The sequence below is a fragment of the Sulfurospirillum oryzae genome, from assembly GCF_025770725.1.
In the GTDB taxonomy this organism is placed as follows: Bacteria; Campylobacterota; Campylobacteria; order Campylobacterales; family Sulfurospirillaceae; genus Sulfurospirillum; species Sulfurospirillum oryzae.
Window position 1 is genome coordinate 733,778 of the sequence record NZ_JANZKZ010000002.1, and the last position, 20,590, is coordinate 754,367.

The following is a 20,590-nucleotide window of genomic DNA, read 5'->3' on the forward strand; positions in this document are numbered from 1 at the left end:
TTTAAGTTTATTCTATTTTACTTTACAGTTTTTAGCGCCAATACCACATGCTTTGGCAGCTTTTTTAGCTTTGACCGCTTTAATCTCTTCACGTTTTTTGCGAAGTCCCATAGGGCGTTTATTGGCTTTTTCACGATCAATCTTCGCTTGAATCGTATGTTTTTTTGCCTCTTTTTCGACCCACTCTTTGGTCTCAAACCCTGGGTAAAACTCTGTTTTAATCGTGTATTTTAAAATCTTCTCAATCTCTTTAAATTTTGACTTCTCTTCTTGACATACAAACGAAATGGCGCGTCCCTCTTTGCCAGCACGTCCTGTTCTACCCGCTCGGTGCAAGTAATCTTCGGCGTCTCCTGGGAGTTCGTAGTTGATGACATGAGGCAGATCTTCAATGTCAAGACCGCGTGAAGCGATGTCGGTAGCCACTAAAACACGAATGGAGTTTTCTTTAAATGCCGCAACCGCTTTTGTGCGTTGAGAGTGGGCTTTATCGCCATGCAACACCAATGTTTTTAAGCCACTTTTAGAGAGGTAATCCCCTACTTCATCAGCACTTTGCTTCGTTTTGGTAAAGACCAAAACTTGATGCCAATTTTGAGAGCCAATCATATAAGAGAGCAATTCACATTTGCGTTCTTTGTCCACCACATAGATGGTTTGCTGGACGTTTTTAGCAAATTCACCTTGATTATTGATCGCCACAATGACTGGTTTTTTCAAACTGACTTCGGAGAGACGTTTGACCGACTTGGAAACACCCACGGAGAAAAGGAGTGTTTGACGTTTTTTAGGCAGTAAAGACAGAAGCAGCTCTACCTCATCCCAAAATCCCATATCGAGAATTCTATCCGCTTCATCAAAGACAACGATTTCAACACGGGAAAGATCAACACTGGAGATTTTGATGTGCTCTAAAAGTCTCCCTGGAGTGGCGATAAGCACATCAATGCCCTTCTCCAATTTTTTGACCTGGGGTGTAAATTTTACACCCCCGTATATCGCACCAATGGAGAGTTCAAGGTTTTTACCATACTCAAGGACGTTCATATTGACTTGTGATGCAAGCTCACGCGTTGGGACTAAAATAAGCGCACGCACGACTTTTTTCGTGGTTGATTTTTGTGTTTTTTTACTCAAAATTTGCAAAAGTGGCAGTGCATAAGCCGCTGTTTTTCCCGTACCCGTTTGCGCCGTTGCCATGACATCTTTGCCCTCTAGCACTAAGGGAATGACCTTATTTTGCACAGGCGTTGGTTTTGTGTACCCAAGTTCAGTTACTGCTTCTTGTATTGGTGCAATCAAGCCCAGCTTTTCAAATAACATCTATGTCCTTTATTTATCTTAATACCTCTATTGTATCTAAGTTTTATTTAAAGAATTAAATTGTTACCAATGCCAACACTTTATACTAAATAAAAAAATTTAAAATAAATTAAGTTTACTTTTATACTTTGTCCTATAACATGTAAGTGATATTTTTGTTACATTGAATAGCGTAAAAGTGCCGTAAAATCGGAGTTTAAGATGCGTAAAATAATAACAACATCCTTTTTAGTATGCATTGCATACATTCTCTTTTTCAGCTATGTACACTCCAGAATGGAAGAAGAACGCAATCTCGTTCTCGCTCATGAAAATAAAATCTTAGAAACTTCCTATAAAGCTATTACCCAAATGTTTAGCATCGCGATAGAGAACTATTTTCACTATGTCGTTATGCAGCCTTCGGTGCTAAACATTTTGCACGAAGTGCATGATACGAACGATTCAACCCAAAAAGCAACACTTCGAGACGCACTCTACAACCTCTTGTCCCCTTTTTACAACAATGATCTTAAACGTCTAGAGATTCGACAATTTCAATTTCACACTGCAAAAGGCGAAAGCTTTTTACGCTTTCACGCCCCCAGTGAATATGGCGATGACCTTCTAGCAGTACGCCCATCTATCAGGCAAATCAATGATGAAAAAATCTTTATCTCTGGCTTTGAGGGAGGAAGAACCTATCAAGGATTTCGCTACGTTTTTCCTATTATTGATGAAAAAATATACCTTGGCAGTGTCGAAATCTCTTTATCATACAATCAAATTGAACGTGAATTATCCAAGCTGATACATTGGGAAGAGCATACCTTATTGCTTAAAAAATCAATCTCATCGGAGCTTGTTTTCGATACACATAAACAGCATTTTGTAGCCTCACCTTTGAGCGAAGAGTATGTAACTGAAAACCAAGAAAACGATCCTTCCCATTTACTCAAAGCAGAAGTCATTGAAAAGATTAACACGATTCTTAAAAAGCGTTATTCTGTCGAAAAAAAGCTCCAAGAGGGCAAAAATTTCTCCATTCCAATGGTTGAAAACAATGTTGGGTACATTGCCAATTTTCATGCCATTTATGACCTCTCCAATACGCTAGTTGCCTATGCTGTTACGTATAGTCATCTGGATGAACTGGTGAACATCCAACACAAATACATCACCTCTTTGCTGTTTGGGTTTTTAATATTTCTTATGTTAGGTATAGGGGTTTATCTTCTTGTCGAACAAAGTCAAAAAACACTCCATAAGAAAATTCAATTTGAGACCATCGTTGAAAAGACGATCAATGGAGTCATTCTTCTAAATGCCAAAGGTGAGATTACTTTTCTCAATGCTGCGGCAACTTCTATTCTTGGTTATTCGCTCAATGAGGTTCTGATGCAAGATGCGCATTCGCTTATCCATGTTCATCAGCAAAACAACAATCCCAAAGAAAAATGCCCCATATTAAACGCTATGCGATACCAACGAACTTACATAGGAGAAGAAATTTTTTGTAAAAAAAATGGAGAGCATTTTATTGTGCATCTTAATGCCACACCGTTTGTGCAAGACAATCACAACATCGGCTCTATAGTCATTTTTAGAGACATTACAACAGAAAAAAAGACCAAAGAAATGATCGAACACTTAGCGTATTATGACTCCTTGACCGAATTACCCAATCGTAAATTGCTCCTAGATCGCTTATCTTATACCATCGCTAATAGCCAACGTACAAAAGAGTATTGCGGTCTTTTATTTATTGATCTGGATAACTTTAAAATACTGAACGATACACAAGGGCACGAATACGGAGATATGTTACTCAAACAAGTCGCAAGACGCTTAAGCGAAAACCTTCGCACGGGCGATACCGTTTCTAGATTTGGAGGCGACGAATTTGTTGTTTTGGTTACAAAACTAGGAGCAAATGAAAAAGAAGCGAAAGAGAAATTAGCTCAAATTGGCTATAAAATACTACAGAGTATTTCAGAAACATTTCACCTTAGCAACCTTGCTTATACCTGCACAGCCAGCATTGGAGGCACAATTTTTAGAGACGGTGACAAAACAGTCAATACCATTTTAAGAGATGCCGATCTGGCAATGTATGAAGTTAAAAAAGAGAGTAAAAACGAGATTAAAATCATTTAAAGAAGAGTGAAAAACTATTCCAGCCCTCTTTACATGTAAAAAATTTATCTGTAAAATTGCATTCTTTTCTAGTCCATACATTATAAAAGTTAAAAGTTTAACCCTGACCCCTTAGTTTCTTAGTTTCATACAAAGGAATAAAAAATGAAATTACTTGCACTCCTTTTGAGCAGTATGATTTTTATTTATGCGAATGACCCCGCGCAAGAACTCTTAGATTTGGGTTGTAAATATTTAAACAACAAAGATTATGAGAGTGCAAAAAAAGTGTTTGAAGAGGCTTCATCTAAAGGCGAAGCTCAAGCTATGCACAATTTAGGATTAATGTATATTAATGCACATGGGGTTGCACAAGACTACCAAAAAGCATTGTTTTATTTTCAAAAAGCCCTTGAGAACAACTACATCAATGCTGCATACGACATTGGCGTAATGTATAAAAATGGTGAAGGAGTCAATAAAGATATCCCTACAGCAAAAAAATACTATCTTTTAGCTGCAAAGGATAACTACGCATTGGCACAGTTTGAATTGTCAAAGATATATGGACTTGAACAAAATATGCAAGAATTCAAATACTGGGCAGAGCAAGCTATACACAATGGTTACATACCAAGAACTGAAAAAGATAAAGAAATAATTCTTTATCTAAATACTCTTCAATAGTGTAGAATAAAAAGAATAAAAAGGGTCAGGGCTAAACTTTTAACTTTCATTTATCAACTCCGGCAATAAGCACAATTAAACTCATGCAAAACGCAGTGAAAAACTATTCCAGCCCTCTTTACATGTAAGATCAAATCTAAAACCATGCTTTTGCACGATTTTTTTAACAATACTCAGTCCCAAGCCAAATCCCTCTACGCCTCTGGCATCATCACCTTGAGCGAAGGGTTCGCAGTAGTATTCCAAAGCGTGTTCGAGCGCTTCACCTCTACTTTTAACGCTGATGGTACGTTCTTTTACTTCAATGACAATGGGCTTTTGAATGCCGTATTTAAGGGCATTATCGATTAAGTTTTTAAGCGCGATGGAGAGGTAATTCAGATCGCCTTTGATTTCAAAAGAGTCTTCGATGTGAAGCTCCACCAAGCTTTCATCTTCAATGAGTGCGCGTGAAAGTGACTCGGAGATAAGCGTTTCGGCATTAAAACGCGTAAGGTTAAGTTGTTCCATATTGGCATTCAGCCGCTCTATATCCAAAAGCTCTTTGGTCAGTTCATCAATCTGCGAAATCGCCTTTTTGAGGCTCTGCTGGTACTTCCCTTCGCCTAGCATTTCCAAAGCGAGTTTGGACTTAGCAAGAGGCGTTCTTAGTTCATGCCCGATGTCGCGAAGCAGGCGTTGACGTGAAAGTATGAGCGCTTCGATGTTGGAAGCCATGGCGTTAAAGGTGTCCGAGAGTTTTCCAAGCTCGTTAGAGCCAAAGCGTTTCATTCTTACATGTAAAGCACCTTCACCAAAGATTTGAAGCGTTGAAGAAATCTCTTTAAGCGGAAAAAGCAGCTTTAAAATCAGTAAAAAGATGATCACAAGTACAAAAATATCGGCAAAGATCAAATAGGTCACAACGTCTTGATGTAAAAAGCTCTCATCTTGTGTTTGATCGCGCACCAGCAAGCTCTCATCCAAATAGCTAAGGAGCAAAAGATACCTGCCTTTTGCATCCATCAAAATTTTCACTTCACCAAAAGAGCTACTTTTTTCATAAATACTTTTGGAGTGTTCCAATACACTTTGGGGCTCAGAAAGGACTTCAAAATCAAAGGTTTGAAGCCTTTTTTTAAGCGCTGTTGGGTCGTTGTTGGCAAGGTCGCGAAAAAGGTCTGTTGAGGCTTGCAAGTACTTCTCTTTTAAAAGCATCTCGATTTTAGTTTGGGTGAGCTGGCTGGTTTCACGCGAGACAAAAAGCATCAAAGAGAGGCTGACCAAAAAGAGTAAAAAAAGTTTGGTAAAAATGGACATTTAGCCAACCAACTTATAGCCAATACCCCAAACCGACTTAATGTATTTGGGATTTTTAGAGTCATCACCGATTTTGGCGCGTAGATTGCTGATGTGCATGTCAACCGTGCGATCCTTGGAGTTATAGCCAATGCCATTGATGGCGTTGAAAATGACTTCACGCGAGAAGACTTTGCCTTGATTGGAAAGCAAAAGAAGCAAGATGTCAAATTCTATTTTGGTCAGCTCTAATGTGTAACCTTCCAATGAGATTTCCATTTTGGTCTCATCTATTTCAAAATCACCCATTCTTTTTTTAGACAGAGTATTTCTACGCAAAAAGGAGTTGATTTTTAAGACCAATTCGCGTGGCTCATACGGCTTTGCGAGGTAGTCATCCGCCCCCAAGCCGTACCCTAAGATTTTATCGCTCAGTTCATTTCGAGCGGAGGAGATAATGATATGCGCATCACTCATCGTTCTAATTTCTTTGCAAACATCAAAACCATCCATCTGCGGTAACATAAGATCAAGTACGATGACTTTATACCAAGTGGGATTCTCTTTAAGATGAAGAAGTGCCTCTTTGGGTTTGTCGTAAGCCTTCACTTCAAAGTCATAATTTTGAAGATAATCACCAATGAGCGATTGCATCTCCAAATCATCTTCAATCAATAAAATTTTCTCGCTCATTCGACTTCCCACTCTTCAAGATTCTGTGCAAATTTTTGGCGTTGTTCTGAGTTTAAAAGCGTGTGCATTTGGAGTAAAAAACGACTCTCAATGGTGCTGCCTTTTTGGTTGATGGCTTGGTTAATGGCTTGCAAATCTTCTTCTTTTAAAACATCACGTGTCAATAAACTCTCTTTTTGATTTTCCATCTTCTCTTTGAACTCACGAAACGCTTTCACATCGACACGGTACTGTTTCAAGATGCCTTTAACACGCTCTTTTTGCTCAGAGCTCAATTCCAAATACGAGAGATCTTTACTGAGCTGATGCTCTTTTTTACCATCATGGTCGGCATACAAAGAAAGTGTTAGAAGAAAGATCAAAAGAAGTTTCATCGTTTTTCCTATAAACTTTTAATGTCTCGATTGTTGAGTAAGCCATTTTCAATATTATCATGGCATGCCTTACAATTGGATGGTTTACCAATGTCAGCTCTTTTAAACACCGCTTTATCGATCTTTTTGTGGCGATTTTTCCAAAAAGGAGTTTCGGTGATGGCAAGGTAGGTTTTTTCCTTTTCCAAGCTTGCCATGATGCGCAGGGAAGATTCTTTAGTGGAAGACTCTGCGCTGTTTTTCACTAAAAATTCTTTAATAGACTCGGTCGTTTTTGCATCCAAAGAGGCATCATCACCAAAATGATTTTCTAAACCATCCATCATGCTCACCCACGATTTTGAAGGCAATAAAAAGGGAGGATAGAGTGTATGGCAACTGATACACTCTTTGTAAAACGCTCTATTCTCTTTGGTATAGTCCATTTTAAGATTACCATCGGCAATTAAGAGGCTATTTGGAGCAAGTAACATATAGACAAATGCAAAAATAGAAAGTCCAAGCGCTAAAACACCAAAAATTTTCTGAACGAGCGTGAGTTTTAAACCCTCTTCATCGCCTAGTTTATAACCATCGACCATCGACTCAAGAGCGCGTGATTTATGCACGATTTTATCAAGTAAAACACCTGCAATGTGCGCAAAAATAACCGCCATTAGGGCGTTGGAAAAAAACTCATGCACCTCTTTGAAAAGCTTCATATCGCGAAAGAGCGTATGATTCATAAAAGCAAACACGCCCATGCCCTCTTTCACACCGTACGCTAACGCACCAGTACCAACCGCTAAGAATGTCAAAACAATCATCGCGATAATGGCATAACTAGAAGCTGGATTGTGCCCAATATACTCTTTTTTGTTGCCAAAAATAGCAAGCATATAATCTTTAAGATCTATCAAATTAAAGTTAAAATCTTTAAATTTAGAGTACTTCACATCCATAAAGCCCCAAAGAATTCTAAAGAGAAAAAGCAGTGCAAGTGTGTATCCAAGCGCTACATGTAATGTAAGGAGGCGTTTGACTTCAGGGGTGAGAAAAACCGCCAACATCATCACCATCAGCAAAACATGAGAGGCTCTGGTGTAAAGCGCCCATACTAAGATTTTTTTCATTCCCATCTCCCGTAATTTGGAATTACAATAGCACGCTCACTATAGCTTCCTTTATCCGCTGTTGTGTGACATGCGATACAATTTGCAATCGAGCCAACCTCTTTTTGCGCTATCATTTTTGGCGAAACTTCTCGATGCTTTCTTATAAAATAAGACGACTTGGTGATCTGCATATCTGTGTTGTTAGCGGTTATTTTACCACTTCCTGCATTAGTAACAAGATAGCTCAAAATCTGCTCACTTTCCGCCTTACCTAAAGAAGCATCCGTGCCAAAGTGATCGCTCAAATTTCCCATCACTTTTTCCCACGAAGCTTTACTGAGAAGTGCTGGCTGATAACCAAAGTGACAACTCGCACACTCTTTTTGGTAGAGCGCATTGTTAACAGGTGCAACACTGCCCGCAAAGGCAAAGCTGAGTCCAAGTGCTGTGATTAAAAGTATCTTTTTCATGGTGTATCCTTATTGGTTAATGATGTAGGTTAAAACATCACCTTTTTCAAGCGCACTACCCTCACGCGCAAACACATCGTTAAAATTGCGTCTAAGCCACTTTTCAACCTCAGCGACATCGGTAAGTCGTGCAGCATTTGCGGATGGAGCAAGAGCAAGAATTGGCTTATTGGTATTGATATTTTGCCCACAGTTTTTCAGATTGGTTGAGTGACAGGTGGTACATGAAATTTCTTTACCTTTTTTACTGACATGCACGCTTTCAAAAATGGCTTTACCTCTTAAAGCGTCAAAGCCCGTAAAGCTAGGATTTGTAGCCTTTGCTTCAGCACTCAATGTATCCATATAGGTTTTCATAGGGGCATTAAACTCTTTGGCATTGAGTAATGTGAGTGTCAGTAGTATAAAACAAACTGTTTTTTTCATGGTTAACTCCTTAATGTTAATAATGAAATGTTAGAATAACTCTGTCAATTTCACATTGACTTTCTCTTGACAATTTCTTTACATGTAAGGATTTTTCATGCGCTACATTATCTCATTGCTCACTGCTCTACTCTTTTTAACAGGTTGCGCCCCAAAAGAGGTCAATTTAGCTTCCATCAATCCTGTCTTTAAACCCATGCCAAACCAAATAGTCGCCGTTTATGATACCGATCGTGATCTGATTGAATTTCATGAATTTTCGCTCAAAAACGCTGTCTTGGTCGAACGTACGTGGGGAAAAGTCTTGCCGTTTAGGGTTGAGTTTATGGATCTGTGGGTGACGGGGCTTGGACATGACCTTAGGCGATTTACCAATGGTCATGCTGAAACCATCAAAGATGCACTCATGTATAATGCCAGCTTGCAAGGCATGCAAACCTTACATGTAAATCAAAAAGATTACCTCATCAATTATGAATTTGCTCACGATATGGTTACGGCTATTGAGCGCTATGAAGAGAAAATCAAACGCTATGAAAGAGACCGTGAGTTTCCCTATCTTTTAAGACGTTAGTGTCTGTTTAGCTCTTTTTGAGGCAAGTTTTGGCATACTTATTTTGAAAGAGCTCTGCAAGAACTCTTTTTATCACGTCTTTTAGGCAAAGCCTAAAAGCCTACGCTAAGCCGCTGTGGCGCTAAAGCTTGCCTCTTTCGAGGCAGAAAAAATTCTAATGAAAAAGTGAGAATACGATGCAACTACCTGCTTGTCCTAAATGTAATTGTGAATATACCTACGAAGATGGCGAGATGATCATCTGCCCAGAATGTGCCCACGAATGGCCTAAAAATAGCGCAGCAAGCGAAGAGAGTGCAACCGTTATCAAAGATGCACATGGTGCTATTTTAGCAGATGGCGATACCGTTGTGGTCATCAAAGACCTCAAACTCAAAGGCTCTTCTGCTGTCATTAAAGGTGGCACAAAAGTTAAAAATATCCGTTTAAATTTTGAGAGCGACCACAACCTTGACTGTAAAGTCGATGGCATTGGCGCAATGGGACTTAAATCGGAATTTGTTAAAAAAGCCTAAAGTACCTTTTGAATTAAGACCATATACACTAGTGTTGCGATAAAAATGCTCAACAGCGCGTTTTTAAACTTTACATGTAAAGCTATCGCAACACACACTCCAATGATTTCCGCCAAACCATACGGGTAACTTTCCCACTTCACATCTTTAAGCGCGTAAAACACCAAAATGACCATGATCATCAAAGGCATATTGAGTTCGATGTACTTAATCAAGGACGAAGGCTCGCGTGTACGGAAAAGCAAGAAAGGAATGATGCGCGTCGAGTATGTCGCAAGCGTTGCTACGATGATGCTTCCGATGATGTAACTACTTTCCATTTTCCATACTCCTCTTAAACACGATCAACACAAATGCCGCCAAACAGAGCGATAAAATCAACATCTTTTGCGGTGGAAATAAAATCATACCAAACAGCCCGATAATCAGCGCCACAAAAAAGGGCTTATGTAATCTATTTTTCTTATACAACTCGATGGAAAGCACCACAAAAAGAGCCGTGAGTGAAAACTCAATGCCTTCATAATTAAACGGCACGATATTGCCAAGCACTGCACCCACAACACTACCGATAATCCAATAGCATTGGTTTAGAAACGTAATCCAAAGGTAGACTTTTTCTCTGTTTTCTTCTGGCACATCGCTTGTTTTTAAGAGCGCAAATGTCTCATCCGTGAGTCCAAAAATGAGATAGTGCTTTTTCCATGAAAAACCTTTAAAGGTTGAAATCATTGAAAGCCCGTAAAAAGTATGGCGAAGGTTGAGCAAAAAGGTAGCAATGCCAATTTCCAAAATGGTTGCTTGTGAAGCAAAAAGGGTGAGGGCTAAAAACTGCCCAGAGCCCGCAAAGATAAAGACGCTCATAAAAAAAGCGTAGTACCAAGGAATCAAGAGTTTTGAGAGTAACAATCCAAACGCCATTCCAAGGGGGATGTAACCCATCATAACGGGAATGGTCAGTTTTACTATGGCTAAAAAATTCATACGTTTTCTTTTACATGTAAGGTTATTTTTTAATATAACGATCTAGGTATTTTTGTGTCGCGTTGTTCTCATTTCCCTTTTGATGCACCTCTGTTTTAGAGGAGGTATCTTTGGGGGTAACATCGCTAAAATAAATGTGATCGATCGCGACAATAAGCGCGATCAGGATCACAAGAGGTATTAAAAAGAGCATACTAAACTATTGTTTTAGTGCATTAACGGTTTGAAGCATTTGGTCACTGGTTGTAATCGCTTTAGAGTTTGCCTCATACGCACGTTGCCCCGTAATAAGATCAGTCATCTCTTCAACCAACTGAACGTTACTCATCTCAACAAATTGTTGTCTGGTTTGTCCAAGACCATTGAGTCCTGGGTTACTGACAATAGCGTCGCCTGACGCATTTGTGTTAATAAAATTGTTATCACCCAGTGAGTGAAGACCTGCTGGGTTAATAAAATTGGCTAGCTCAATTTGACCAATTTGCTGCGTCGCTGTTTGTCCTGCTTGAAGAACAGAAACCATACCATCAACACCAATGGTAATCTGCGTAGCATCGGCGGGGATAACCAGTTGGGGAATCAGTTGGTAACCATCACTGTTGATGACATTGCCATCTGCATCGAGCTTAAATGAGCCATTTCTGGTATAACCTGTTGTGCCATCAGGAAGTAAGATTTGGAAAAAGCCATTTCCCGTAATTGCCATATCTAAAGAGTTACCAGTCTCTTTAAAGTTACCTTGCGTAAACATCTTAGCAATCGCTGTTGGGCGGACACCAAGACCCACTTCGATACCTGTTGGAGAAACTGTTGTACCACTGGTTGAAGTTCCTGCATACGTCATTGTCTGGTACATCAAATCCGCAAACTCGGCACGTTGTTTCTTATAACCAATCGTATTGACGTTTGAGATGTTGTTTGATGTCGTGTCAATCTGCGTTTGTTGCGCGATCATACCCGTGGCAGCTGTGTAAAGTGATCTGATCATGTCGTTAATTCCTTACTTAATATTATGCTTTTGTTGATGCTAGTTTTGAGATTGCTTCGGTATTGACTTCGTTCATGTGTGATTTCATCACTTTTTGGTACATTTCAACCAAACGATTTGTTTCAATCAATCCTACCATCTCGCTGACAGGGTTAACATTGCTGGTCTCTAAAAAACCTTGCGATACTATATTTCCCTCAACGCCTAGTTCTGTTAACTCATCAGTACTTTTAAACTTATAAAGACCATCACCCTCTTTAATCAATGATTTGACATCATCGCTTTGAACAATATACATGCGACCTAAGGCATCTTCTTTATTGTAAACACCCCCTGAATGATCGACTCGAATTTCGCCATCTTCAGGAATCGTAATGTACTGTTTGTTTTGAAAATAGGTCGAAGGTAAAACAGGATAACCCTCTTTGGTGCTTAAAACACCTTCACTGTTCATTGTAAAAGAGCCATTTTGTGTTAAACGAATACCATTAGGCGTTTCAACCATAAAGAAAGCATCTTGACGTTTGAGTGCAAAATCCAAACTGTTGCCAGTGTTTTTAATGCCGCCTTGCTCGTACTTAATGTACTGCTCAACCACTTGAGGAACTCTTGCCACCGAAGCGTTCATAAACTTACTCGCCTCTTTGGTGTTGTCTTTGAGTGGCATCTCTTCTTTATAATCTTGAAAAATTCTTTTAAAATCACCTACAACCACATCATCACGTTTGAATGCTGTGGTATTCAAATTGGCAAGATTGTTAGAGATGACATCCAGTCTGTTAAACTGAGTGACCATCGCTCCCGTTACGCCATAGTAGCTATTTTGCATTGTTTTTCCCGCTATTTTTAGAATCTTGCCTTACATGAAGCAACTCCTGTTCCACTTTGTGAAATAAAAGCATTCAATAACATTTAAAAAAAAACTCGGTATAATCCACATCTTTTATTACAAAGAAACAAGAAATTTCTACCTCCACACATACCTTACTCAAGGAGAGTTACACTTATGGCTTCAAAAGAACTCTACACAGCATTAGAAGAACTTTTTGCAGAAAATGAAAAATCTTATGTGACCTACGAAAACGTCATGGATCTTTTTGTTAAACCTCCAACCCCTGCAAACGTTAAAAAATTGATGACTCTTTTAGAGAAATACAAAGTCACATTGATCTCTTCTGCTGAAATTGCCAAAATGCGCAACAAAGAAGAAGCGAGAAAAAGAGAAGAAGAGCGTCAAAAACTCCAAGATGAAGCCCTAGAAGACGAGTTTGACCTTGCCAGCGAAAAAGAACTTTTAGAGTGGTCACGCAGTGATAGCCCTGTTAGAATGTACCTTCGTGAAATGGGACAAATCTCACTTTTAACCAAAGATGAAGAGATTGACATCAGTAAAAAAATTGAATTTGGCGAAGACATCATCATTGATGCGTTTTGTTCTGTTCCTTATCTGATTGATTTTATTTTGGATTATAAAGAAGCACTCATCAACCGTGAACGTCGTGTAAAAGAGCTTTTCAAAACCTTTGAAGACGACACCGACGATGATGGGGATGAAGAAGAGTTTGACGATGAAGACGGTGAAGAAGGTGAAGAGAAAAAAACGTTTTCCAAAAAAGACAACACAAGAACTGAAAAAGTCATCGAAAGCTTTAAGTCTTTAGAGAAAGCGAAAAAAGATTGGTTAAAAAGTCTTACCAGACCACCTGAAGAAAATTTAGATGATGCTGAAGAGATGATGAACTACGATCTAGGACTTGCGTATAAAAAGAAACTTCTTAAAGACGCACTTATGGATTTAGGACCTACCAGTAAGTTGATTAACGAGCTTGTAAAATCTATGGAAACCGCACTTAAAAGTGACTTTGAATTCGACAAAGAACTCAAACGTTTAGAGTACCGTTTGCCACTTTTTAACGACACACTCAGAGAAAACCATGTTAATCTTCTCAAAAGCATTGTTGATCTTAACAAAGAAGACATTACGACAATGGTTCCAGAAGCTACGATGGTTTCAACCTATATGGAAATCAAAAAGCTTTTCCAAACCAAGGAAGCGAGTAAACAAGGTTTCGATCTTGATCCTGAAAAACTCAAAGAGGTTCTAGAACAGATCAAACGGGGTAAAAAAATTGCTGACGAGTCTAAAACCCGTATGGCAAAAAGTAACCTTCGTCTGGTTGTATCCATCGCAAAACGTTACACCAACAGAGGCTTACCATTCTTGGATTTGATTCAAGAAGGTAACATCGGTCTTATGAAAGCGGTTGATAAATTTGAGTACAAAAAAGGCTACAAGTTTTCGACCTACGCCACATGGTGGATTCGCCAAGCGATCTCACGTGCCATTGCCGATCAAGCACGTACCATTCGTATTCCTATCCACATGATTGAGACGATTAACCGTATCAACAAGATCATTCGTAAACACCTTCAAGAAGAAGGTAAAGAGCCTGACATCGAAACCATTGCACTAGAAGTGGGCCTGAGTGCGGACAAAGTCAAAAACGTTATTAAGATCACGAAAGAGCCTATTTCACTTGAAGCACCTATTGGTAACGAAGACGATGGTAAATTCGGCGATTTCGTTGAAGATAAAACCTCTGTTGCGCCACTCGATCACATTCTAAAATCTGACCTTAAAGATCAGATCGATGAAGTACTAGATCAGCTCAATGATCGCGAAAAAGCGGTTATTCGTATGCGTTTTGGTTTAATGCACGATGAGAGTGATAGAACACTTGAAGAGATCGGTAAAGAACTTAATGTTACGCGTGAGCGTGTTCGTCAGATCGAAAGTTCTGCGATTAAAAAACTGAAACATCCTAAAGTGGGACGTAAACTTAAAAACTACATCGAAAGTTAACCATGAGTAGTTTTGCCGAAGCATGGATTGAACACGATTACAATCCTTTTATTGTTTTTGATAGTACCGGTAAGATCATTTCCCTCAACCAAGAAGCGCAATACCTTCTTGGTGAGGTCAACCACAAAAAAATCTTTGATATCGCCCAAACGTATGCAAGCATGACGTATGGTTTTAAAACAACCATCGTTGACATTTCATTTAGTTCATACAAGTTTTATGCGATTACGGTGGGCTATACCGATGAAACATCCATAGGTATCAAGCTTTACAAGAGCGCAACGAAAAAATTTGCCAATGTCGAAGAGTATGGTGAGAGTGTGAATATTTACGCGCTACTTGACCTTTGCATTAGTGCATCTTCCACCAATGCAAACATCAAGTTTAAAAAAGAGTTTGACCCAACTTTCCCAGATGTTCGTCTCAAAGTTGAAGACTTTATGAAGCTCCTTACTAAAGTCTATCAGTCACATATCAACTCACCCGTCATTACCACGCGTCTAGCCCTGATTACAGGTGAATACATTCGCTTTAACAATAAAAAATACCCTATTTTTGCCATCTCCATCAAAGGTGATAGCCGAGATAGAAACTATGAAAAAAGCATTGAAGAGATAGGTGTTAAAGGTAACTGCACCATTCACTTTGAAAATGACGAAACCCTCATCCACGCGGCATTAGTGTCGTAAAAATCTTTACATGTAAAGTCATTTGGCTTTACATGTAACTTTTATTTACAAACTTAAACACGATTCTCCATCAAGCGCCTCACCTGGTTTTATATGCTCTTTTCCCCACTGATACATCAAACTTAAAATGGGTATGAGCGTTTCGCCCTCTGACGTGAGTGAGTATTCCACTTTGGGAGGTACTTGATTGTACTGTTCCCTGTGAATAATATTATTACGCTCTAACTCTTTGAGTTGTTGGCTTAATGTTTTGTGTGCAATCGGCTGTAACATCTCTTTTAAGCGATTGTAGCGAATGACTTTTGATTCCGATATTTTCCACAAAATAATCCACTTCCACTTTCCTTCCAAAATCGACATCGCATAATACATAGGGCATTTTTCGTATTTATCACTAAATTTTTCCATTTTTCCTCCATTACTTTCCTTTTGGTTAGTATATAACTAAAAAGTTCATTCTATACTTAAATTATATATTGTTCTATAATTCGCTTCAGCACATAATTAAGAAGGATTATCGATGAAAATTATAGCCATTAATGGAAGTCCGCGAAAAAATGCAAACACTGCCACTTTACTGAAAAAAGCGCTGGAGGGTGCAAAACAGCATGGAGCGAAAACAGAGCTTGTTCACCTTTATGACTTTGCGTATCAAGGATGTATTAGTTGTTTTTCTTGTAAGCTTCCTAAAGGAAAATCGTATGGAAAGTGCGCACATAAGGATGCGCTCAAACCTCTTTTAGAAAAGCTCCACGATGCCGATGCCATTCTTTTAGGCTCACCTATTTATTTTGGCAACATTACAGGTATGATGCGCTCATTTATAGAACGTTTAGCCTTTCAATACACCGTTTATGATGTACATTACTCCTCACTTTTTCCTCGAAAAATACCCATAGGTTTTATCTATACGATGAATTTAGATGAAAAAAGGATGCAAGAATGGGGTTATGTTGAAACACTTAAAGGTCTTGAAAAGAGACTTGGAAGTATTTTTGGTTCTTCTGAAGCACTTTATGTAACTGATACCTATCAATTTAAGGACTATTCCAAATATAAAATTACCGCTTTTAGTGAACCACTCAAAGCCAAAAGGCGCAAAGAAGTCTTCCCCATAGATTGCGAAAAAGCTTACGATATGGGAGCGCGATTTGTTACAATAGGCGCTTTTTTAGCTTCTAACAGTGAAAGTGTACCTCATTGAGTGTGACCTACTTTTACATGCAAGCTTATTATTTTGTATGTAATTTTAAATGAGATATGTCTTTACATGTAAAGATTTTCAATGCACTATTAGGATTAAAATTTAAGGAGCGGTTACACATTACATGTAACCGCTTTAGAAGTCTAGAATTCGATAAGGTTTTGGATTTTCTCAACGATACTTGGATCTTCAAGTGTTGAGATGTCTTGAGTAATAGGCTCTTTTTTCGCGATTGAGCGAAGAATTCTTCGCATGATTTTACCACTTCTGGTTTTTGGAAGACCAGGAACGAAGCGGATCGCGTCAAGTTTAGCGATATTACCGATCTCTTTAACAATGAGCTTGTTAAGCTCTTGGATCATGTAAACCTCTTCACTAATCGTATCTTGTCCTTTGATAACAATGTACGCAAAGATGCCCTCACCTTTAATCGCATCAGGACGTCCAACAACGGCAACCTCTGCAACGTTTTCATGATGCGCAAGAACAGCTTCGATCTCCGCTGTACCGATTCTATGTCCCGAAACGTTGATAACGTCATCTGTTCGTCCTGTAATGACGATATAGCCATCGTCATCGTACATTGCGCCATCGCCTGAGAAGTAAACAGGTTTACCGTCTTTTTTACAATCACCAAAATACGATTTTACAAAACGATCACTATCGCCCCAGATATTACGAATCATTGAAGGCCAAGGCTTAGTGATACACAAGAACCCTTTTTCACCTTTGGGTGTTGGATTACCATGCTCATCAATAATCTCAGCTTTAATGCCTGGAAGTGGGAATGTAGCAGAACCCGGTTTAATCGGCGTAGCTCCTGGAAGTGGAGAGATCATGTGACCGCCTGTTTCTGTTTGCCACCATGTATCCACAATCGGACAGTTTCCACCACCGATTTGCTCATAGTACCACATCCACGCATCAGGATTGATCGGCTCGCCAACGGTTCCAAGTACTTTTAGAGAACTTAGATCGTATTTTGAAGGAGCATCAGCACCCTCTTTGTGAAGTAAACGAATCGCTGTTGGAGCGGTATAGAACTGATTGACACGGTGCTCTTCAATCATGTGCCACCATCTGCCTACATCTGGGAACGTTGGAACGCCCTCATACATAATGGTTGTTGCACCCATCGCAAGTGGTCCATAGACGATGTACGTATGTCCCGTAATCCAACCAACGTCTGCTGTACACCAGAAGGTGTCGTTCTCTTTAACATCAAAAACGTGCTCCATTGTGTACTGCGCCCAAAGAATGTAGCCAGCACTTCCGTGTTGAACACCTTTTGGCTTACCAGTACTTCCTGAAGTGTAAAGTAGGAACAATGGATCTTCTGAGTCCATCCATTCAGGATCGCAGTACTGAGACTCGTTCATTATGATCTCGTTGTAAACATAGTCACGTCCTGGAACGTAGTCAATGTCTTCAAAGTTTCTTTGAACGATAAGCACTTTCTCACAACATTCACAGCCAACACTAAGCGCCTCATCAACAACGGGTTTTAACATGTATGGTTTACCGCGTCTAAATGCACCATCGGCTGTAATAACCAATTTTGCTTCTGCATCTTGGATACGATCACGTAAAGCTTCAGCAGAGAATCCACCAAAAACAACGGAGTGAATCGCACCAATTTTTGCACAGGCAAGCATTGCAAAAGCAGCTTCTGGAATCATTGGCATATAAAGAACAACACGGTCACCTTTTTTGATGCCAAATTTATTGCGCATCAAGTTTGCTAAACGGTTAACGCGGTAAAAAAGTTGAAGATACGTAATGATACGACGTTTGCCATCTTCGCCTTCCCAGATAATCGCCGCTTTATTTTTACGGGTTTTTAGATGTCTTCCTAAACACTGATGCGTAACGTTTAATTTGCCACCTTCGAACCATTTGTAGAACGGAGCGTTATCTTCATTTAACACTCTGTCATAAGGCTTAAACCACTCAATTTTCTCACGTGCTAGCTTATCCCAATAGCCTTCAAAATCCTCATCCGCTTGGATACAAAGCTCCTTGTACTCACACATGTTCTTAATTCTGGCTTCTTTGCTTAAAGCTCTACTTGGTTCAAAAAGTTGTGACATCGTTACTATCCTTTTTCATATAATTATTTTATAACGTCTCTTGGGCGAAGCCCAAAAGCCTACGTTGCACTATGCGCTAAAGCTTGCCTCTGATGAGGCAGAGATTTAGTTTTATTACGGCTTCTTTTAAAAAAAGCCGTATGTTTTTTAGTGACTTGAAGCGCCCTCTGCTCCAATACCTGTTTGACTTCTGATATACTGATGGTCAAACGCCGCTCTCTCTTGCTCTGCACTTTCGCTATTATCCATTAAAGAGATAATCCAAATGCCGATAAAGGCAACACTCATTGAGAAAAGTGCTGGGTTACCATAAGCGTAGATCGCTGTTTTATTGCCTAAAACATCTACCCAAACCGCTTTACTAAGAATGACCAACACAATCGCTGTGAAAAGTCCTAAACTACCGCCATAAACAGCACCTCTAGTTGTCAATTTTTTCCAAAACATTGAGAGGAAAAGAATTGGGAAGTTAGCACTTGCTGCAATCGCAAACGCAAGACCTACCATGAACGCAATGTTCTGCTTTTCAAACGCAATGCCTAAGATAATTGCTACGATACCAAGTGCAATCGTAGAGTACTTAGAAACTCTCATCTCTGTCATCTCATCCACACGACCTCTTGCAAATACGTTTGCATAAAGATCATGACTTACCGCACTTGCACCTGCAAGGGTAAGACCTGAAACAACCGCTAAAATCGTTGCAAAAGCAACCGCTGAAATAAATCCTAGGAATAAGTTTCCACCAATCGCATGTGCTGTGTGAATCGCAGACATGTTACCACCACCAATGATGCCACCCTTGATCGGATCAAGATAGGTTGGATCATTTGTTAATAATACGATAGCACCAAAACCTATGATGAAAGTTAAAATATAAAAATAACCTATAAATCCAGTTGCAACAAAGACTGACTTACGAGCTTCTTTTGCATCACTTACGGTGAAAAATCTCATCAAGATGTGTGGAAGACCAGCCGTTCCAAACATCAAGGCAATTCCTAAGCTAATAGCCGAAATTGGGTCACTTACTAAGCCACCTGGTGCCATAATTGAAGCACTTTTTTTAGCTGCTACGGCTTGAGAGAAGAGTGTTTCAAAGCTAAAGCCCACTTTGTACATAATCATGATTGCCATGAATGATGCACCTGAGAGCAATAATACTGCCTTGATAATCTGAACCCATGTTGTTGCCAACATGCCACCAAAAGTAACATATAAAATCATCAAGATACCCACCATGATAACCGCGTACTCATAATCAAGACCAAACAAAATTTGAATCAATTGACCCGCACCAACCATTTGAGCAATCAAATAAAGTGCAACCGTAGCGAGTGACCCCAATGCCGCAAGTGTACGGATCGGTGTTTGTCTCAAACGGTATGAAGCAACGTCAGAGAACGTATACTTACCCAAGTTTCTAAGCTGTTCTGCCACCAAGAAAAGAATGATTGGCCAACCGACTAAGAAGCCGATAGAATAAATCAAACCATCAAATCCTTTAAGGTAAACCAGTCCAGAAATTCCTAGGAATGATGCCGCTGACATGTAGTCACCTGCAATGGCTAGACCATTTTGAAAACCTGTAATGCCTCCGCCAGCTGTGTAAAAATCTTTAGCTGTTTTAGTTCTTTTTGCTGCCCAGTACGTAATACCAAGGGTTGCAAGAACAAAGAGGACGAACATAATGATCGCTGAAACGTTTAAGTCTCGTTTGCCGCTAAATTGAGCATCTGCAGCAAAAGCAAAATTGCTTAAGGTTAATAGGAGTAAGCCCCATTTCATTTTTCACTCCTTGCTTCTTCTTTGATTTGGTTGGTTAAGTCATCAAATTCACCATTGGCTCTTTGGGTATAAATACCTGTAAGAACAAACGCAATGACGATAACTCCCAATCCTACAGGGATACCGACGGTGGTAACACCTTCTCCAAGTTTAACTGCAAATGTTGCAGGGGAAAAAGCAATTACAAGGATGAAAGAGTAGTAAACAACTAGCATGATAATTGCTAGTTTCCATGCAAAACTACTTCTTTTTTTTACGAGTTCGGCAAATTTTGGATTGGCCTGTACTCTGTCGTAGATGTTCTGACTCATAAATGCTCCTTCATTATTTATTTGGTAGCCTGATGACATTGTAAAGAAGTAACGTAGCATTATCGTAGCATTTTGGATTTTGGTAAAAAGCGAAGATTTTTTTTAAATAATTTGAGTAGAAACG

At 39.4% G+C, this 20,590-nt stretch carries 23 protein-coding genes; 7 read left to right on the forward strand and 16 right to left on the reverse strand.

Annotated elements, in window-relative coordinates; all coding sequences use genetic code 11:
* Window positions 1-12: 12 nt before the first annotated feature.
* Window positions 13-1,323, reverse strand: a complete 1,311-nt coding sequence (locus tag N0B29_RS08080; protein ID WP_263833193.1) for a DEAD/DEAH box helicase — start codon at window positions 1,321-1,323, stop codon at window positions 13-15.
* A gap of 201 nt (window positions 1,324-1,524) precedes the next feature.
* Here N0B29_RS08080 and N0B29_RS08085 point away from each other — a divergent pair, with 201 nt between their 5' ends.
* Window positions 1,525-3,459 carry a diguanylate cyclase domain-containing protein gene (locus N0B29_RS08085; RefSeq protein ID WP_263833194.1) on the forward strand — a complete coding sequence of 645 codons (1,935 nt, stop codon included), beginning with the start codon at window positions 1,525-1,527 and terminating at the stop codon, window positions 3,457-3,459.
* A 144-nt stretch (window positions 3,460-3,603) separates the two neighbouring features.
* Window positions 3,604-4,125, forward strand: a complete 522-nt coding sequence (locus N0B29_RS08090; RefSeq protein WP_263833195.1) for a tetratricopeptide repeat protein — start codon at window positions 3,604-3,606, stop codon at window positions 4,123-4,125.
* Between the two features lie 81 nt (window positions 4,126-4,206).
* On the opposite strand, the gene N0B29_RS08095 is transcribed toward N0B29_RS08090, so the two are convergent.
* Genes N0B29_RS08095 through N0B29_RS08120 form a run of 6 tightly spaced genes read right to left on the reverse strand, consistent with a single transcriptional unit; the run spans window position 4,207 to window position 8,460 of the window.
* Window positions 4,207-5,424: an ArsS family sensor histidine kinase gene (locus N0B29_RS08095; RefSeq protein WP_263833196.1), complete on the reverse strand. Its 1,218-nt coding sequence runs from the start codon at window positions 5,422-5,424 to the stop codon at window positions 4,207-4,209.
* The gene (locus N0B29_RS08100; protein ID WP_263833197.1) at window positions 5,425-6,096 is read right to left on the reverse strand and encodes a response regulator transcription factor; all 672 of its coding nucleotides are present in this window, start codon (window positions 6,094-6,096) and stop codon (window positions 5,425-5,427) included. It abuts the gene before it with no gap.
* Complete coding sequence (locus tag N0B29_RS08105) at window positions 6,093-6,470, reverse strand: hypothetical protein (protein WP_263833198.1); 378 nt, start codon at window positions 6,468-6,470, stop codon at window positions 6,093-6,095. The genes N0B29_RS08100 and N0B29_RS08105 overlap by 4 nt, the downstream gene beginning before the upstream one ends.
* An 8-nt stretch (window positions 6,471-6,478) precedes the next feature.
* Window positions 6,479-7,582: a cytochrome b/b6 domain-containing protein gene (locus tag N0B29_RS08110; RefSeq protein ID WP_263833199.1), complete on the reverse strand. Its 1,104-nt coding sequence runs from the start codon at window positions 7,580-7,582 to the stop codon at window positions 6,479-6,481.
* Window positions 7,579-8,034, reverse strand: coding sequence for a diheme cytochrome c (locus tag N0B29_RS08115; RefSeq protein WP_263833200.1), 456 nt, complete (start codon window positions 8,032-8,034; stop codon window positions 7,579-7,581). The genes N0B29_RS08110 and N0B29_RS08115 overlap by 4 nt, the downstream gene beginning before the upstream one ends.
* A gap of 9 nt (window positions 8,035-8,043) precedes the next feature.
* Window positions 8,044-8,460: a DUF1924 domain-containing protein gene (locus N0B29_RS08120; RefSeq protein ID WP_263833201.1), complete on the reverse strand. Its 417-nt coding sequence runs from the start codon at window positions 8,458-8,460 to the stop codon at window positions 8,044-8,046.
* Window positions 8,461-8,557: 97 nt separating this feature from the next.
* Between N0B29_RS08120 and N0B29_RS08125 the strand changes: the two genes are divergently transcribed.
* Window positions 8,558-9,034: a hypothetical protein gene (locus N0B29_RS08125; RefSeq protein WP_263833202.1), complete on the forward strand. Its 477-nt coding sequence runs from the start codon at window positions 8,558-8,560 to the stop codon at window positions 9,032-9,034.
* Between the two features lie 176 nt (window positions 9,035-9,210).
* Window positions 9,211-9,549 (forward strand): zinc ribbon domain-containing protein YjdM, encoded by a 339-nt coding sequence (locus tag N0B29_RS08130; RefSeq protein WP_263833203.1) that lies wholly within the window; start codon window positions 9,211-9,213, stop codon window positions 9,547-9,549.
* Here the strand turns inward: N0B29_RS08130 and N0B29_RS08135 are convergent.
* Genes N0B29_RS08135 through N0B29_RS08155 form a run of 5 tightly spaced genes read right to left on the reverse strand, consistent with a single transcriptional unit; the run spans window position 9,546 to window position 12,350 of the window.
* Window positions 9,546-9,869 (reverse strand): branched-chain amino acid transporter permease, encoded by a 324-nt coding sequence (locus tag N0B29_RS08135; RefSeq protein ID WP_263833204.1) that lies wholly within the window; start codon window positions 9,867-9,869, stop codon window positions 9,546-9,548. The two genes, N0B29_RS08130 and N0B29_RS08135, sit on opposite strands and share 4 nt — an antisense overlap.
* Window positions 9,859-10,533 (reverse strand): AzlC family ABC transporter permease, encoded by a 675-nt coding sequence (locus N0B29_RS08140; RefSeq protein WP_263833205.1) that lies wholly within the window; start codon window positions 10,531-10,533, stop codon window positions 9,859-9,861. The genes N0B29_RS08135 and N0B29_RS08140 overlap by 11 nt, the downstream gene beginning before the upstream one ends.
* Window positions 10,534-10,555: 22 nt before the next feature.
* Window positions 10,556-10,726: a hypothetical protein gene (locus N0B29_RS08145; RefSeq protein WP_263833206.1), complete on the reverse strand. Its 171-nt coding sequence runs from the start codon at window positions 10,724-10,726 to the stop codon at window positions 10,556-10,558.
* 6 nt (window positions 10,727-10,732) lie between these two features.
* Window positions 10,733-11,521, reverse strand: a complete 789-nt coding sequence (gene flgG, locus N0B29_RS08150) for a flagellar basal-body rod protein FlgG (protein ID WP_263833207.1) — start codon at window positions 11,519-11,521, stop codon at window positions 10,733-10,735.
* Window positions 11,522-11,543: 22 nt separating this feature from the next.
* Window positions 11,544-12,350 carry a flagellar hook-basal body protein gene (locus tag N0B29_RS08155; protein WP_263833208.1) on the reverse strand — a complete coding sequence of 269 codons (807 nt, stop codon included), beginning with the start codon at window positions 12,348-12,350 and terminating at the stop codon, window positions 11,544-11,546.
* A 177-nt stretch (window positions 12,351-12,527) separates the two neighbouring features.
* Here N0B29_RS08155 and rpoD point away from each other — a divergent pair, with 177 nt between their 5' ends.
* A complete protein-coding gene (gene rpoD / locus N0B29_RS08160; protein ID WP_263833209.1) occupies window positions 12,528-14,384 on the forward strand; it encodes an RNA polymerase sigma factor RpoD in 1,857 nt (618 codons plus the stop codon).
* Between the two features lie 2 nt (window positions 14,385-14,386).
* The gene (locus N0B29_RS08165) at window positions 14,387-15,073 is read left to right on the forward strand and encodes a hypothetical protein (protein ID WP_263833210.1); all 687 of its coding nucleotides are present in this window, start codon (window positions 14,387-14,389) and stop codon (window positions 15,071-15,073) included.
* Between the two features lie 45 nt (window positions 15,074-15,118).
* On the opposite strand, the gene N0B29_RS08170 is transcribed toward N0B29_RS08165, so the two are convergent.
* Entirely contained in the window at window positions 15,119-15,481 is a 363-nt protein-coding gene (locus N0B29_RS08170) for a winged helix-turn-helix transcriptional regulator (protein WP_263833211.1), read from the reverse strand.
* 112 nt (window positions 15,482-15,593) lie between these two features.
* Between N0B29_RS08170 and N0B29_RS08175 the strand changes: the two genes are divergently transcribed.
* Window positions 15,594-16,277 (forward strand): flavodoxin family protein, encoded by a 684-nt coding sequence (locus tag N0B29_RS08175; RefSeq protein WP_263833212.1) that lies wholly within the window; start codon window positions 15,594-15,596, stop codon window positions 16,275-16,277.
* 143 nt (window positions 16,278-16,420) lie between these two features.
* Here N0B29_RS08175 and acs read toward each other — a convergent pair whose 3' ends face one another.
* The 3 genes from acs to N0B29_RS08190 form a co-directional block, all read right to left on the reverse strand.
* Window positions 16,421-18,367 carry an acetate--CoA ligase gene (gene acs, locus N0B29_RS08180; RefSeq protein WP_263833213.1) on the reverse strand — a complete coding sequence of 649 codons (1,947 nt, stop codon included), beginning with the start codon at window positions 18,365-18,367 and terminating at the stop codon, window positions 16,421-16,423.
* Between the two features lie 147 nt (window positions 18,368-18,514).
* Window positions 18,515-20,155, reverse strand: coding sequence for a cation acetate symporter (locus N0B29_RS08185; protein WP_263833214.1), 1,641 nt, complete (start codon window positions 20,153-20,155; stop codon window positions 18,515-18,517).
* Window positions 20,152-20,466 carry a DUF485 domain-containing protein gene (locus N0B29_RS08190; protein ID WP_263833215.1) on the reverse strand — a complete coding sequence of 105 codons (315 nt, stop codon included), beginning with the start codon at window positions 20,464-20,466 and terminating at the stop codon, window positions 20,152-20,154. The genes N0B29_RS08185 and N0B29_RS08190 overlap by 4 nt, the downstream gene beginning before the upstream one ends.
* Window positions 20,467-20,590 lie beyond the last annotated feature (124 nt).